Below are 16,227 nucleotides of genomic sequence, written 5' to 3' on the forward strand. Positions count from 1 at the left end.
CTCCTGGATTAGGTTTTAATTTATTTTGCTCTCAAAGAGAGCTGCCTATCCTGTTGGCAGACAGGGTAGGCTATTTTTTTCGCTTGTTGTCCCTATTATCCAAATAGGCAAGCAAAGCAATCAGAAACGTACCGCCTAAGAACAATAAGCTCAAGACTTCGTATGTATCCATTCGCTCCACCTCCCTTCTTCTGTATCCCTTAACGGAATCTGAAAATCCAGGAGGTTTTTACCAACCCTGTACACGGTTACTCCAGTAATATTCTAACAGGTAACTCTCCGCAAAGCAATTCCTTTTTACTTCATACGGTTTTATATTCTGTTTTTCTCTTATTCTCTGGCCAATGCAGTTTCCATTCCAGATATTCCTCTTCTGTGATTCTTCCATCGCCCAATTTCTGCTTTTTCCCCATCCATTCCTGCAGATAAGACATTGTTTTTTTATCCCTCATTGTGATTCCAACTATTTCACTTTCTGAATCATTTAGCAGGAACAGATGAAAAAGCCCTCTATTTTCTTCATCCATCCAGAATAAAGTTTCCATTAATTCGTCCATTGTCGCAATTCCAGGACTTAAAAAATTTCGGACATCAACTTCCAATATTTCTGCTATCCGGATAAGCGTTTCCTGCTTCGGTGTACGCTGTCCACTTTCATATTGGGCGATTCTCACATCCGCACTACTTTCCCCATATCCTAATCTGCGTCCCAATTCCTTTTGAGTTATGTTGCGAAACATACGGATTTTTCTTATTCTTGCTCCTAATTTCAATTTCTTCTCCTTTTCAAAATGGGGCTGTGCAGTAACCACAGCCCCAGAACACTATTTATATTATCATTTGCGTTTTCTCTTAACTGTCACTACAGTTCCCAGACATCCTGCTGATACTGCAAGTGCCAGCACAAAAATAGCAATATTTGTATTATCTCCTGTTTTTGGTGAATTGGATACAGAAGTCGCATCAGAACCATGGGAACCAGGAGTGCTGACTCCCTGGTTTTCTGATGTTTCCGGAGTGTCTTTTTCCGGAGCTTTCTTATTTGTCAGATCCAGAGTATATTCAATCACAGGAGTACGGTCATTGACATATTCAAACTGAATCTTATGCTCGGTTTCATCAAGCTGATAGCCATCCAGTGTTTTTGTTTCTTTCAGGATATATGTGATTGCTTTTTTATACTGCCCATTCTTAAAAGTCGCAATCGGATAATTCTTTGATTCTGCATGGCCAGCACTGTCTGTTACCAGAGTTTCCAGAACTTTACCTTTGCTGTCACAAAGGGCAAATTCTACACCTTTCATTGGCTTCTTGGTATCTTTATCCGTTTTATTTAAGATTACCTTGCCCATTGCCTGTTCATCTTCCATTTTGGCTCCCTGAACATCTCCGGTGTCCTTAACCTCAAATGTCACTTTATTTGTCACAATATAGCCTTTCGGTGCTGTTTCCTCCAACAACGTATAAGTGCCGACTGAAAGTTTCTCTACATAATGGGGCTGATCACCAGATGTCCAGCTTTCCATAACTTCCTGGTTTTCATTAAGAATATACAGTTTAGCACCTTTGACCTCGCTGCTTCCATCTGTCATATCAACTTTACTGATCAGAATTTTTGTTGTATCATCCTGCATTTCTACTTTCTGTATATCTGCAGTATTTTCTACTACAAACGTAATGGATTCTGCAGTTGCATAACCATCAGCAGGAATTGTCTCTGTTAATATATATTTCTTTCCAACTTCCAGTTCCTTAATGATGTGTGGTGTGCTTCCGGAAGTCCACTCATCCACAACGTTTCCCTCTGAATCGGATACTTTCAGTTTTGCACCTGGTAATTCTTCCCCGGTTGTAATATCTGATTTTGTGATTTCAAAAGTAGTTGGCTCATCTTCATAAGTGAACTCAAAGGATACTTCTGCAACCTCTTCTCCCGCATAAGCAAAATCAAATTCCTTGATTTCTTCTGTTGTCACAAATCCAGCAGGAGCCTGCACTTCTTTTACATAGTAGTTGCCATTGATTGGAAGATCTGCCGTAAATACAATCCTTCCATCCTGATCCGTAGCTTTCTGCTCGATCATGGTATCTGCTTTCAGGATTACTTCGCCTTCTGCATTTAAAATATCATTCTTTGTATAAAGTGCAAATACTCCGCCTTCCAGAACACGGTCTGTATTTTTTTCTTTCTTAACTACAGTTACTTTTGCTTTCTGGCGGTTATTCTGCCAGTCCTCATCATAAGTCACAACCGGAGTATTCTGATCACGATAAGTCAGATCAACCTCTCTGATTTCTCCATCCAGAACATATCCATCCGCCGTCTCTTTTTCCTTTACATAATATTTGCCTAAAGGAAGATCTTCTGCTCTTGCATATCCAAGAGCATCTGTAGTAATTGTTGCTACCAATTCGTCCTTTTTATAATAATCACTGCTTTCCCCATCTGCAGCCTTGATATCCTCCGCTGCATAAATTTCAAAAGTAACATCTTTCAAAGAACCTGTAACATAGCCAAATGCTGCGTCCATGCCGCCTGCCAGCATATCTTTCCAGGTAACTTCCTTGACAAATTCACCTTTTTTATTGATGATGATTCGTCCAACCGGAACAGCATCCTTCATTTCTACTTTTTGAACATCTGCAGTATCAGAAACTGTAAATTTCACTTCCTCCGCCTGCAGATAACCATATGGTGCAAACTCTTCCCGAAGTGTGTAGGTTTTTCCCACATGGAGTCTTTTTATTACATGAGCTTTTCCTTTTACAGAAGTCCATTTTTCTACTTCTTTTCCGTCTGAATCCAAAACCGTCAGTGTTGCTCCGTCAAGTTCCACACCTGTTGTAATATCTGATTTCGTAAATTCAGTTGTTGTCGGCTCATTCTTAAAAACGGTTTCCAGTTTTACTGTTTTTACTTCCTGTCCCTGATATTTCGCAGTCACCTCAATCTGCTCATCTGAAGATACAAAACCATCTGGTGCTGCCAGTTCTTTTATATAATAAGTTCCAAATGGCAGATCCTGCTCAAAAACAGTTTTTCCATCTTCACCTGTTACCGCTTTTGTAAGCAGTTCGTCTGCTTTTACCAGTACCTTATCCCCTGCTTTTATATCCTCTTTTGCGTAAAGACCAAACTCTGCTCCAGAAAGCCCTTTCTCATTTTCAGCATCTTTTTTCACAACTGACACTTCTACTTTCTGGCGGTCATTTATAAACTCTGCACTCTGTGAGATCACTGGTGTATTCTGGTCTGCATAGACGAAAGAAATCTTCTGTTCTTCTTCATTTAATACAAATCCCTCCGGTGCAGTCTTTTCTACAACTTTGTATTCTCCTAGAGGCAGATTATCAAGCTCTGCTTTTCCGGATTCATCCGTTGTCAGTTCTGCAACTTTTTCACCCTTTGCATATTTCAGGATTCTTTTTCCTGTATCATCTTTCTGGAAATCTGCTGTATAGATATCCTCTGCAGCATATACTTCATATACTGCACCGGAAAGGTTTTGAACTTCATACCTAAAATCATTCTTATAGGTCGAAAGAACCTCTCCTTTTTTCTGTACAGTGAGTTTTCCTTTCACCGAATGGTCCTCATATACCACTTCAATGACCGCATCACCTGAAACCGGATCCGTCTGATACAGGGTATTGGTATCCACCTGTATTTCGACATAATTTTTGTTAATGGTATAACCGTCCGGTGCTGTTACCTCTTCGATTCTATAATGACCAATTTTTAAATTCTGAGGCAGTATCAGATATCCATCTATATCTGTGAAATATGAGGTATGTGTAACAGTTGTCGGGTATGTAGTTACCTGCTCTACATATTTTTCATGATCCATATCATAAATTTTAAACTCTGTTCCCGGAATTAGAACAGATTTTTTAGTCTCATCATCCTGTTTGATAATTTTCAGTTTTGCAGAAAATTCTTTATCCAAAAGAACTCTCCATGTCTGCGGCTCTGTTGGTTTATTCTCTGTAATCCGGACAATAAAATCATCTACAGGTTTGTAATTATGGGGTGTTGTAGTTTCTCTCACCAGATATGTTCCATATGGAATTGCAATGGATTTTACATAGCCTTTCTCATTTGTAAAAATTTCCGTTGCTCCATTTTCACCAATCACAACTGGCTCTGCAGAGGAAAAATCATAATTTCCATCCTCTTTTACCACCAAAGAAGATACCAGATATGCACTAAATCCAGCTCCGGATAGTAATGCAGCATCTGTGTCTCCATTATTGGCAGCTTTAATAAGTTCAAACGGCTGTTTCTTCACCGTTTCCAGTGAGGTACACTCTTTTTCTACAACCGCTGTCAGATCACCTTCATCACTGCATACAAGATCATATTCATGCTCGTCTGCCAGATATCCTACGGATGGGGTAATTTCCTTGATGTAATACTCTCCAAGATAAAGATTCTCTATCCTTGCTTTTCCTTCTTTATCGGTAGTTAGCGTACCAATCTGGCTTCCGGCTTTATAAATAACGCCTGTCTTTCCATCTGGATGGGTAATGTCGTTTCTTGCATAAAGTCCATACACCGCATTTTCCAGGGAAGCATCTCCCTGTGCCTTATTTTCTTTTGTCTCGGCATCTTTTTTATTCAAAGAGATTGCAGCACTGACCCTGTCATTCACAAAAGTATGACTGAAAGAAATTTTTGCCTGTTCATCATTGGTATAACTGAACTGGAAAGAATAAGTATCTTTCTCATTTCTGACATAACCAGCCGGAGCCTGGACTTCTTTTACATAATAAGAAAATCCCACTGGAAGATCTGCTTTAAATGCTGCTTTTCCATCAGTACCAGTAATTGCAGTCTCAATCAGAGCATCTTTTTTTACCGCTACTTTTCCATCCACAGTTTTCATATCCTGCGCTGCAAACAGAGCAAAATGCCCTCCGGATAGTGTATTTTCAGTATCTTTGTCTTTCTTTATCACCTGCACCACTGCTTTCTGACGGTCATTTGTAAAGGTAGTCTCTGAGAAAGCCGCTTCTGCAGTCTGCCCTGCATAAGAAATGGTTACTTTTTTTGTTTCTTTTGCATTATAAAAATTTTCCGGGGCCTGTGCTTCTGTTACATTATAGCTTCCAAGCGGAAGATTCTTTACCGTTACAGAACCGTTCTCACCTGTGATCAGATTTTTCGCTACTTCTGCGCCTTTTTTGTAAACTGTTTTTCCACCTGCTGTTACAATATCCTCGGCAGCATATACGTTATAAACGGCTCCTTTCTGACGGCGTTTCTCATACTGGAATGAAGTTCCATTTTCATCAGATACAGCTCCTACAAAAACTTCTCCCTCTTTATAAACGGTCAGATTTCCTTTCTGCTCTTTGTCCGTTACAGTCTGTTTGGTTGTACTGCCAACTACTAATTTCACTCCATACGAAGAAGCCTGGACAACATAACCTTCCGGTGCTGTAATCTCTTTTAAGTAAACAGTATCCTGTGTCTTGGTAAGAGTTACTCGTGAAGAACCATTGCTGTCTGTTGGCGGCATCTTAACAATCAGCTTTGTGCAGGCGTTATCACTATATACTCCATACACGGCTCCGGCCAGATTTTTCCCAGTATCTCCATCTTTCTTTGTAATTTCGATAACTGCTTCTTCCGGCCAGTCAACTGTAATCTGCAGATCAGCGGAATCCGTATAGTAGCCAAATCCAATATCCTGTGAACTCTCCAGTTTTAAAAGCATTGCATGGAAATCCAGGGGAAAATTGGAAGTGATCGCATACTTTCCTTTCAGACTGCCCATATTGGCTGTTGTAGCTACAAGATGAAATTTCTCTCCACCTTTTACAGTGACATTTCCAGATGCCGTCTTTCCTGTAGTTTCGTTGACAAGGCTCACACCATTTTCCAGATGAATGGTAATGGTAAATGCTTCATTTGCCTTCCAGGTAAAACTTTCTGTTTCCTTTCCCGTTGCATTAACGGAAAGTCCTGGAAGAAGTTTCATTGCTGTCGGATCAGGCATTTTAGCAAGAGCTGCTTTAATCTCTTTCAGCATATTTTTAGCGGTTGTAGAAAGCGCACCTCCAAATCCGGATTCGCCATCATATAAATAATCAACCAGATAATGCTGCATGGCTCTTGTCTCAGAACTGCATCCATATTTTTCCATGATGGATTTTACATTATATCCGTTGAATGTATGTCCCCATCCAGGACCGCCATATCCATAGAACAAAGCTTTCCGCAGATACTTATCATCTCCGCCCTCATCCAGTTCAACCATATTTTTATATGTTGTCCCACTTGGAGGTGACTGCATGGAGTGCTGCATACAATACGCATTTACTGTATAAGTCTTTCCGCCTGCTTTGTAACGAACATATTTGTAGCTGTCATTTCCACCCTGTCCCATAACTGTATCAAACGGATGAAGCTGGCCATCTGAATAATAGTAATATTTATTTGCTTCAATATTTGTTGCATCATCCCATGGAGTATCGGTTGCAAGTAACATGATACCATTTTCTGCCTGATCCATGGAAACACTTAGGTCAATGTCATCTGCTGGCATTTCAAAACTGAATTTATCCGATTCTTCGTGATAAGTCACCTCTGAATACAATAAATCTTCTGTATTCTCTGTCTGGTTTGCCTGTACTTTTGTTGTTCCTACTGCAATTAAGCTGCCTTGCGGCATATCTCCGGAAAATACAACGGTTTCTCCTGGCTGATACTGTCCATCTTCATGGTTCAGCTCAATATGAAATTCCTCTCCACGAACAATATTTACCTGATAATTTCCATCTGCATCTTCTGTTTTCTCTGTTCCATCTGTAAAAGAGTCGTCTGTCGCCTCTGGCATTTCTTCCGGATCTGTATCTGTAATTTCTTCAAATGTGCTGTCTGTATCCGGATTATCATCTATGGCAGGTTCTTCTGTTGAAACTTCCTCAGACGGATTTTCCGGGATTGGTGTATCTATTGGCTCTTCCTCAACCGGAATTTCTGTCGGAGTTACTTCTTCATAGATTTTATCCTCTGACGGAATTTCTACATTTCCCTCATCCTGCACAGGTTCTTCACTCTCTGCAGTGCCTATGGCTGGTTCCTCGCCTTCTGCTTCATTCTCATCTTCCTGGTTGCTTACAGATTCCTGATTCTCAGATTCAGCAACCTGCACCACCGCTTCCTTTACAATCAGCTTACGATTGATCTGATAAATTGGGTGGCCACTTACTGGCTCTACATAATAAACAGCTTTGTATGTATCTTCGTAATCTGTTGTAAAGTCCTGCTTTTCCTCATTTTTTGCCTCATGGAAAGTGATCTTCACCTTTTTTTCATCTGGTATTTCCAGTCCGGTAAAATCTTTCTCCACTTCAAAAATACTGCCTGTTTCCAGTTCCAGATCTTTTGCTTTTACCACCTCATCTGCATCAAGTTCATTTTTTACCTTTTCGTATAACGGTGGCTCTTCTGGCACTACATCTGCCGCATAGGACAGTATTGGAGATAGAATTGTAGATAACACTGTAAGCATTGCCAAGAATCCCGACAAAAATCTTCTCATATTTTTTTTATTCTTCATTCTTTTTTCCTTTCTTCCGTTCCGGGAAAATCAACTGAAACTTTGGATTTCCGGTTTCTGAAACCTCCATCTTTATAGTTGCTTCATACTTCCTTTTTGTTTTCTCTGATACCAGATCTTTGAAATGCACCTGCTTCTCACTCAGCAGCTTCCTGACAGTTGCTTCATCAAGTATTTTTCCCTGACTCTCAAAAAATCGGTTATTTTTCCATAAAGTAAAACTGCAATCACTTCCTGAACAATAATAATTTCTCTTTCCCACATAAACCTTATTGCCACATCTTGGGCATTTTCCAATTTCTTTCCGACCATCTGAAAATAGTTTCTGGTATTCTTCCACTGGCTGTCCATTATCACTTACCAATTTGGTAACCATTTTTTCAATTTCGAAGAGAAATTCTTCTACATTTTTCTGGCCTCTGGAAATCAGTGTCAGATCATTTTCCCATTCTGCTGTAAGTTTTGGTGATTTGATCATTTCCGGAAGAATCCTGATCAGATTTCTTCCATCTGCTGTAGGTAATATCTGCTTCTTTTTACGCTCAATAAAGCCTTTCTCAATCAGTTTTTCAATAATCGCTGCCCTGGTAGCCGGAGTTCCAAGCCCTTTTCTCTCTGCGTCTTCTATCGTATCCGAACTTCCAGCGTGTTCCATGGCACTAAGGAGCGTATCCTCCGTATAATGTTTCGGCGGTGCTGTAAAATGTTCACTAAATTTTACAACAACACATTCAAATACCTGTCCTATTTTTATATCTGGAAAATCACTTTCCTCCTCTTCTGGCTTTTCTGCATTTTTCCCATATGATTTAAAGAACCGTTCTTCCACTTCTTTCCATCCATATTGGAGAACATTCTTTCCAGATGCAGTAAACAGTTCTCCATGACAGGAAATTTCAGTCTTAATACTCTCATATATGTATTCCTGTTCCGATGCACATAATAACTTTGATGCAATCAGCATAAGAATTTCTTTTTCTCCACCCGGAAGTGCTTTTAAATCCGTGTTTGCAATTTCTACCGTTGGTATAATTGCATGATGATCTGATACCTTTTTGCTGTTTAAAAGTCTTTTTATCTCTGGTTCCGAACCCTTCATTGATATTTCTGGAAATACTCTATTTACCGCATCAATAACCAAAAACGCATTTTCTTCCATATCATCTGTAAGATATTGGCTATCCGTCCTTGGATACGTCACCAGTTTCTTCTCATAAAGGCTTTGGGTATAGTCCAAGGTTTGCTGTGCCGTAAATCCAAGAAGACGATTTGCTTCCCTCTGTAATGTGGTCAGATCATATAATTTCGGCGGCTGTACCTTTTTCTTCTCTTTCTTTACTGAAAGAATCTGTGCAGTTTCATCCTTCATATCCTCCATCATCTGAACGGCAGCACTTTTCTCTTTTATCCGGTTGCTTACAGCATCCAATCCATCCATCAGAAGATGAACCAGATAATACTTCTCTTTCTGGAAGTTCTCGATGCTCTTTTCCCGTTCCACCAGCATTGCAAGTGTAGGTGTCTGCACCCGACCTACAATCAACCGATGGTGATACAGCACCGTAAACAGTCTGGTGGCATTAATTCCTACCAGCCAGTCTGCTTCACTTCTCGCCACCGCAGAATAATAAAGATTATCATATTCATGTCCATCTTTCATCTGCTGAAATCCTTCCAGAATTGCTTTTTCCTCCATGGAAGAAATCCACAGTCTTTTAAAGGGAAGTTTACATTCTGCCTGGTTATATACCAGACGGAAAATCAACTCCCCTTCTCTTCCTGCATCTGTTGCACATATAATTTCTGTGACATCTGCTCTGTGAAGCAGTTCCTTTAAAACCCGAAACTGCCCTTTGGTACTTTCTTTAATCTGATATTTCCAATTCTCCGGAATCATGGGAAGTGTTTCATATTTCCATGCTTTCCAGTCATCCCGGTACTGATCCGCACTAGCCAGTTCAATCAAATGCCCAATACACCAGGAAACCAGATATTCTTTTCCTTCCAGGTAGCCATCTTTTACGTTTGTGGCATGAAGCACCTTCGCAATGTTTCTGGCTACGCTGGGTTTTTCCGCAATTACAAGCTGCAATTTTCAATCTCCTTTCTGCACCTGTCGCTGTAATTAAGTGAAACAAAGTTATTCCTCTGATTCTTCGTCTTCTACTTCACCTTCCATTTCATATTCTTCTAATTCTTCATCATCCTCACGAATTGTATCTTCCTCCTCATCGTCGTCCTCGTCCTCTTCATAATCAAAAGAAGTATTTCTTCCTTTCATAAATTTCCAATAATAGTAAGCACCACAAACTCCTGCCAGAACCAGCAGCATTAATAAAATCGTGCCGGAATTATTGCTTTTCTTTTCAGGTTCTTCCTTTTCTTCCGGTATGATCGTAACTTCTGGTTCCGGTGTCTCTGTGATCTTCTCTGTTTCAAGTGGCAGTGCGGATTCTGCAATAGCCTGGTTCTGTGGAAGTGTGACCATGTTGGTATCCGTAAAGTTCAACAGATCATTTTCGCCTACCTCTGTAAGAAGATAAACATTTTCATCCGTTTTATCCTTATCTACGATCAGATAAAAAACCTTATCACTTTTTGTCTTGATCGTATAAAATTCCTTTCCCCCTTTGTCCTGAACTGTTCCTGTTGACATGCCGGAAGCAGAACTTTCTCCCTGCACCCGTCCGGTATCTGCTTCTGTATCCGTTTCATTTCCTGTGTTTTCTGGTTCTGTTGGTGCAGTAGCAGTCTCATTCGTTGTCTGATGTTCCGTTACGGTTGCCGTAGCACTGGTGGGCTTACTTGCAGTTCCATCGGCTGGCAAAGAAGCTGCATTTTGCTCCGTTCCGGAAACCTCTGTATTCTCTTTTACTGCATCTGGATTTTCATAATAAGGGTTTCCTACTTTATAGATCTCTGACATATTTCCTGCTTTGTCTTTTGCCTGCAGGGTAAAGTATTCATAGGAAGTATCCGCTTTTTGCAAACGGACATTTAATGTATTATTCGTCAGTTCTGTGAATTCATTTCCATTGACATACAAAGCAGCAATTCCCGATTCCGCATCAACTCCCTGCACGATCAGTATCCCATTCTTCGCAGCCGCAATAATAGTTGGTTTGGTTTTATCAAAACACTCTATGTAACGATTCTGCTCATAAGTATTTCCATTCTGATCGGTAACTCTCACATAAATACTACAATTAGAAGAGATGGATACTTCCATATTTCCGGTTATGTCTGACCATCCTCCATTTTCTGAAAGTCTTGCTTCTACTTTTGCAATAGAAAAAGCACCTGTATTCTTTGTATCTTCCACTTGAATTTTTACGGTTGCCGTATCTGTCTGCCAGCCTTCGGGTTCTGTAAAGGTAATCCCTACTTCCGGTGTTTCCGTCACATCATTTCCTGCATCTTCCTGTGCCTGTTCCACTGGATCTGCAAGAATTTCAGCTTCTGATTCATCTGAAAAATCAACATCTTCCGGGCTGCTTTCTTCTGATGATTCCACTTCTACATTATCTGCCCATACAGTCAGACTTCCGGGCGAACTATAAAAGAAAGCTCCTGCCGGAAGTCCTGCTAACGTAGCTGCGGTTAAAAATACAGCTGCTCTTTTATGAAATTTCTTCATTTTCTGTCTGCTCCTTTTCTCTGGTTTCCAATATCTTTTTTTGTTCCTCCTTACTGATATCAATCATCAACTGAAGTTCCTCTGCGGAAACTCCATTGCTTCGGATAATTTTCAGATACTCCATATCCTCTGCCTGTTTCTTCTGTTCTTCCAGATCCCTTGCTTTTTTCTGTAGCTTTTCAATCTTAACGTAGGTTCTTGCAAGTTCTTCTTTTATTCGTTCAATGTTCAAATACGCCCCTCCTTATGGCCTGCCAAAAGCATAAAAATGAGACTGCCAGTATGCAGAATTAATGGACGTATACTGAATTGGATTTCCACAATGGATCATCTGTCCATCTCCGGCATAAATTCCTACGTGGGTAACCGGCTCTCCCGCATCATACGTCCCAGTGAAAAAGATAATATCTCCTGGCCTTGCTTCTTCTGGTGATACAGGCATACAAATGTCATAAATTCCCTGTGCAGTAAGTCTTCCCATATTGCAGACACCCGAATTGGTAAACACATAGCTTACAAAACCAGAACAGTCAAAAGAAGTCTCCGGGCTGGAACCGCCCCATACATACGGCATACCAAGATATTTGTCTGCTTCCGCAAATAATCTCCGCACAGTCTCATCATCATAACTGCCGCCTCCACCATACAGCCCGCTATCTCCGGTACTGATATAAAAAACAGGATTATAATATTCCCCATCTTTGACCAGTTCCAAATATAACTGGCTTCCGGTTGCACTTCCTGTACTTCCCGTTGTACCAATTACAGTATCTGTTGTTACTTCCTGACCATTTGCTACCGAAATGCTCTGCAGATAAGCGTATTTAATCTGCACACCTTTTTTATCCTGCGTAACTACATAATTTCCAAAAGTTCCGCTATATCCTACATCTACAACAAAACCATTCATCGCTGACTTCACTTCTGTTCCCTGTCGTACATTAATCGTCACACCTCTGTGAAGTTGTGTCTGCCCGGTTCCATTGTTTACAGAATACCCATAATAGGTACTGATATAGGCATACCAGTTTAACTCAACCGGAGTTTTATATGTCTGTAAATTTCCTCTGTTGGAATAGACCTCTTCATAAATTTCCTGCTCATCCTCTTCCATTCTGGACAGAATAACACTTCTAAGCGGTTTTGCCTGAACAGAAACATTCAGTACATCTGCAGTTACTGTACGGGTAACTTCCACAGAGTTCTGATTGCCCTCTGCCAGAAAACATTCCCAGGTCTGATGACCATGTGCCTCAGCTACTGCGTGATTATCATAATAAACATCAAACTGGACACCATACTGGGCAAAGTTTCCAGTATCTTCTACGGTGTACTCAATCCCATTCATCACTACTTTCGTCCCCATTGGAAGAAATGGGTTTGCAGCATCAACCGCAAGCGTATGATTAGCCTGTGGCATTGCCCCTGAAGCAGTAGGTCCTCCACTCCACACGCCACAGCAGATGGGACAATTACAGTATCCACTGGTCACAACATTTCCCAATGACTGCCCTACCTGTATTGTAGATGTTTCCTGCCGGGTTTCACTTTTTTCCTCTACGGTGATTCCGTACTGTAAAGAAAAAATTGTTTCCAGTTCTCCTTTTATCTCATCAAACTTAAAATCCCCATAACTGGCAGTCAGATAACTGATCAATGTATGAGGATCATGGCCGATTTCACCAATGTTATATCTGTATTCATCTTTTCCTGGATACCGGGCTTCCATCTGGTTTATTTTCTGTTGAAGACTGGCTTCCAACTGCGTATAATACAACTCTGCTTTTTCAATTTCGTCCGGATCCGCAATGTAACTGGAAGCGATTACCGTAGAAATTCCATTAGAAAACATAGCCGAACAGGAAGCAAATCCTGTCATTACGGAAAGAAGCAAAATCAATAACAACCCCATTGAGATCAGAGTAGTTACATTTCTTACAAATACTTCCTGTGCCTTTCTTGCAATTTTAGTAGCAAGATTTACTGACCGGATTGAGGTGTCTTTTGTTTCTTTTGCAATCTTCCCAGCCCGGTATGCCATCTGATACTCTCGCTTAATCCTCTGCTTCTGTATTAATTTTCTGATCAGCTTTTTCTGCATCTCTGGATGTTCTTCCAGATATTTCTGATATTGATACCTGGATGCACTCTTCCAGGCTCTTTGCTCTAAACGGTTTTCTTTATGTATCTGACTGCGGTTCTTCCGGATATTTCTACTGCTATGTTCCTGTAATATCCACTCACCTGAACGCACCAGCTTATGTGCTGCATCTACAGCACTGTTTTCCTCTTCGTCTTCGCCTGCTTTCTGATATACTGCATTTTTTAATGCTTTCTTTGGAACAGAAGACAAGGTTTTCTTTTTACCATCCGTTTTCCCTGTTTTTTTGTCGAAATATAAATGGTACTTTACCTTTGCTTTCTGTTCCTCATTTGTTTTCTTGGTATAAACAGAATCTTTCGGAATTTTGTTCTGCCTCTCAGCTTCCTGTTTTCTTGCAGCCTTATCCACTTCCTGATAAGTTTTTATTGTTTTTCGGCTATATTTCTGCTTTCCTTTTTTTCGGTTTGTAGAAACATCATTCTTCTCTGCCTGAAAATGTCCTCCATCTGTTTCAGCCGAAGTTTTCTTTTCTTTCTTCAGACTTCCATCTGTCTCCAGTTTTCCAAACTGCAGTCTCTGCTGTTTCTTTTTCTGTCGCTGATACTGGCTCCTGTGTTTTTCTTTGCGCTCACGTATTTCTACCGCTGAATCCACAGATACACCTGCAGGCTTGTCCCGGTATCTGTACCGTCCCTGTGTTTTTCGTTTTCCCGGAGGACTGTTTGCAGCCTCTTCTTTTTTGGCAGGATTTCCCTCCTGAACTTTTTCGGAAAATTGTTTCTTTTCAGCTTTTTTATGAGAGTTTTTCTTCTTTTCAGAAGTAATAAATGCCTGTTCTACATCCTTCTGTTTATAAGGCAACTCCTGATCGCTGTTTGTAACTTTTCTGGTCTCCTTTGTTGCAAGATTTTCCTCAACCAGACCATTTCTGGTCATACGGCTGACTTTCTTCTCTTTCGCCGTATATTTTTGTTTTCCCAATGTACCTCACCTCTGCTTTTTTGTCCATTAAGTCTGAATCTCATCCGGTTTAGTACTCATCAAAGCATAGGTTCTGGTATCCTGCGGATATCTGTCTGCAAAAGGTATGATTACATTTCCGTAAAAAAGCAGCCCTTCTCCTGCATTACTGTTATTTACAAAAGAAATCTGATGCTTGGAAATATTCAATTTCTCCGCAAGGATCTTCTGATCCCCGCTGTGCTGATTTAACATCAGGATAAAATCACTGTTTCCCACAATACTTTCTACTGCCAGAGAGCCAAGAAAATCTGTTACATTCTGACTGATTCCTGTAATGATTCCACCCCACTTACGAAATCTCTTCCACATTTCAATAGAATAATTAGCAGTCTGTGGCTGGTTCAGCAAAAATGCCGATAGGTCAGACCCTTGCGGGTCTTTCGCCCCGGCCCACACCGTGCAAGCAACTTTCATTGCACACGGCGTTCCATGGGATAAGTCTTTATTGCTAATACAGTTACTTCAAAGTCTGGTTAATTGTTATAAGGTTAACTGCTTCCAATCCTGCTTTGGCTCTCCATTTGTTAAGCTTGGCAATCTTGGCAGGTGCCCTGCAATCGAATAAATCAATGAGGGACTTGATGATTTTCACGTCAGTAGAATAGATAAGGCGCTTTATATCCTTGTGAACGATTCTGAGGTTGGCATATTCATCCGTACCACCTTGGCTTGGTGGATTAAGATATATGCACTCCACATCCTCAAACGCAAGGGACACCTTTGAGAGTTCACACTTACCTTTAGATGCCACAAATCGTGACAGGCGGTTATCACAAAATTCGATACTATGTTTCGTATCGTTGTCTCTGCTTAACTTCAACAGCGTTTCTCCGTATTTAGATTTAGCAAGCATGCGGTGAATACGTTCACGTCCCTGTGGGGTGTAACGATTGGTGTCCACTTGGAAGAACATCGGATTCTGCGTTCTGCAGTAAGCTACAGGAACAACAATCATTCCATTGATATATCTAACCTGCTTCGACTCCCCATACTTCTGATAGAAATATTCGTCCATTGCACCTTTCAATGTCGGTGGTCTTTCCTTGGAGAAGTCTGCACGACTGTTCAGTCTCGTCTTCATGGTTATATCAATCGACGGGAACAGTCTGTGAACATCCGCATTTATCATGGTAGCCATGTTATAGTACTGGTGCATACCAATAACTGCTTGGTTGTATCTGATGAGGTCATCGTGCTGTGATTGTTCACTCTCATGAGATTTACAGGCTTGAGCCATGGCATTTTTCAACTTCGCTTGTTGAGAATTGATGGCTTTGTCGGTCATATGAGACTTGATAGACCATTTCTTTCCCTTCTTGTAAAGCTTAAATTTTATGCCGAGGAAGTCGCTGTAGCCTTTGGTAAGATTCGTAATTCGTGACTTATCTGGAGAGGTTTCCAGCTTTAGTCTGTCCATCAGCCATTGCTCGACCGCATGCTTCAGCTTGACAGCGTCAGAATACGACTTGCAAAATATCTTGAAATCATCCGCATATCTCACTATGTGACACTCTTTCAAGCGGGACTGTCGCAACTTCTTGTACAGGTTTCCTTTATTCGGAGTGCCATTTTTGTTCATATAAATATCGCTTTTCAGAGGATGCTTTGCAGGCATTTCCTCCCATTGACTGGCTATCCACCAGTCAAGCTCATTCAGAACAATATTTGCCAGTAATGGACTAAGTACACCACCCTGAGGCGTGCCTTTATCGGGTACCGTTCTAACCCCGTTTTCTTCAATGGGGGCTTTCAGCATCTTTCCTATCAAGGAAATCAGCCTTTTATGTTGTCCGGCAAATTAAATGATGCCCTATCCGGCAGATTATTTTGTGCTGATTTTAGAACCTTGCAAATGTGTCAGTCACTTTAAAGATGATTGTTTCTGCGAATTGTTT

Annotated in this window: 8 protein-coding genes and 1 pseudogene; all 9 read right to left on the reverse strand. The window is 40.7% G+C overall.

Annotated elements, in window-relative coordinates; all coding sequences use genetic code 11:
- Positions 1-70: 70 nt before the first annotated feature.
- The 9 genes and pseudogenes from ACTNEW_RS14110 to ACTNEW_RS14150 all read right to left on the reverse strand — a co-directional run bounded on the left by ACTNEW_RS14110 (position 71) and on the right by ACTNEW_RS14150 (position 16,100).
- Positions 71-172 carry a putative holin-like toxin gene (locus tag ACTNEW_RS14110; RefSeq protein ID WP_015524590.1) on the reverse strand — a complete coding sequence of 34 codons (102 nt, stop codon included), beginning with the start codon at positions 170-172 and terminating at the stop codon, positions 71-73.
- 130 nt (positions 173-302) lie between these two features.
- The gene (locus ACTNEW_RS14115) at positions 303-773 is read right to left on the reverse strand and encodes a helix-turn-helix domain-containing protein (protein WP_114002924.1); all 471 of its coding nucleotides are present in this window, start codon (positions 771-773) and stop codon (positions 303-305) included.
- A 63-nt stretch (positions 774-836) separates the two neighbouring features.
- Positions 837-7,568 (reverse strand): SpaA isopeptide-forming pilin-related protein, encoded by a 6,732-nt coding sequence (locus tag ACTNEW_RS14120; RefSeq protein ID WP_441062149.1) that lies wholly within the window; start codon positions 7,566-7,568, stop codon positions 837-839.
- Positions 7,558-9,660: a DNA topoisomerase 3 gene (locus ACTNEW_RS14125; RefSeq protein WP_288788168.1), complete on the reverse strand. Its 2,103-nt coding sequence runs from the start codon at positions 9,658-9,660 to the stop codon at positions 7,558-7,560. Before ACTNEW_RS14125 ends, ACTNEW_RS14120 begins: the two co-directional genes overlap by 11 nt.
- 48 nt (positions 9,661-9,708) lie before the next feature.
- A complete protein-coding gene (locus tag ACTNEW_RS14130; RefSeq protein ID WP_129975301.1) occupies positions 9,709-11,205 on the reverse strand; it encodes a CD1107 family mobile element protein in 1,497 nt (498 codons plus the stop codon).
- A complete protein-coding gene (locus ACTNEW_RS14135; protein WP_021652602.1) occupies positions 11,189-11,437 on the reverse strand; it encodes a DUF4315 family protein in 249 nt (82 codons plus the stop codon). Before ACTNEW_RS14135 ends, ACTNEW_RS14130 begins: the two co-directional genes overlap by 17 nt.
- Positions 11,438-11,449: 12 nt before the next feature.
- Positions 11,450-14,290 (reverse strand): CD1108 family mobile element protein, encoded by a 2,841-nt coding sequence (locus ACTNEW_RS14140; protein WP_441062152.1) that lies wholly within the window; start codon positions 14,288-14,290, stop codon positions 11,450-11,452.
- 27 nt (positions 14,291-14,317) lie between these two features.
- Positions 14,318-14,680 (reverse strand): annotated as a pseudogene (locus ACTNEW_RS14145) (VirB4-like conjugal transfer ATPase, CD1110 family); the annotation flags it as partial.
- A gap of 109 nt (positions 14,681-14,789) precedes the next feature.
- Positions 14,790-16,100: a reverse transcriptase domain-containing protein gene (locus ACTNEW_RS14150; protein WP_441062154.1), complete on the reverse strand. Its 1,311-nt coding sequence runs from the start codon at positions 16,098-16,100 to the stop codon at positions 14,790-14,792.
- Between the last annotated feature and the right edge of the window lie 127 nt (positions 16,101-16,227).

It is taken from the genome of Blautia sp. HCP3S3_G3, assembly GCF_052063365.1.
Lineage (GTDB): Bacteria > Bacillota > Clostridia > Lachnospirales > Lachnospiraceae > Blautia_A.

Coding starts and splice junctions, on each gene's coding strand:
- ACTNEW_RS14130 (WP_129975301.1), bottom strand. CDS start 11,205: ATGAAGAAATTTCATAAAAGAGCAGCTGTATTTTTAACCGCAGCTACG.
- ACTNEW_RS14110 (WP_015524590.1), bottom strand. CDS start 172: ATGGATACATACGAAGTCTTGAGCTTATTGTTCTTAGGCGGTACGTTT.
- ACTNEW_RS14120 (WP_441062149.1), bottom strand. CDS start 7,568: ATGAAGAATAAAAAAAATATGAGAAGATTTTTGTCGGGATTCTTGGCA.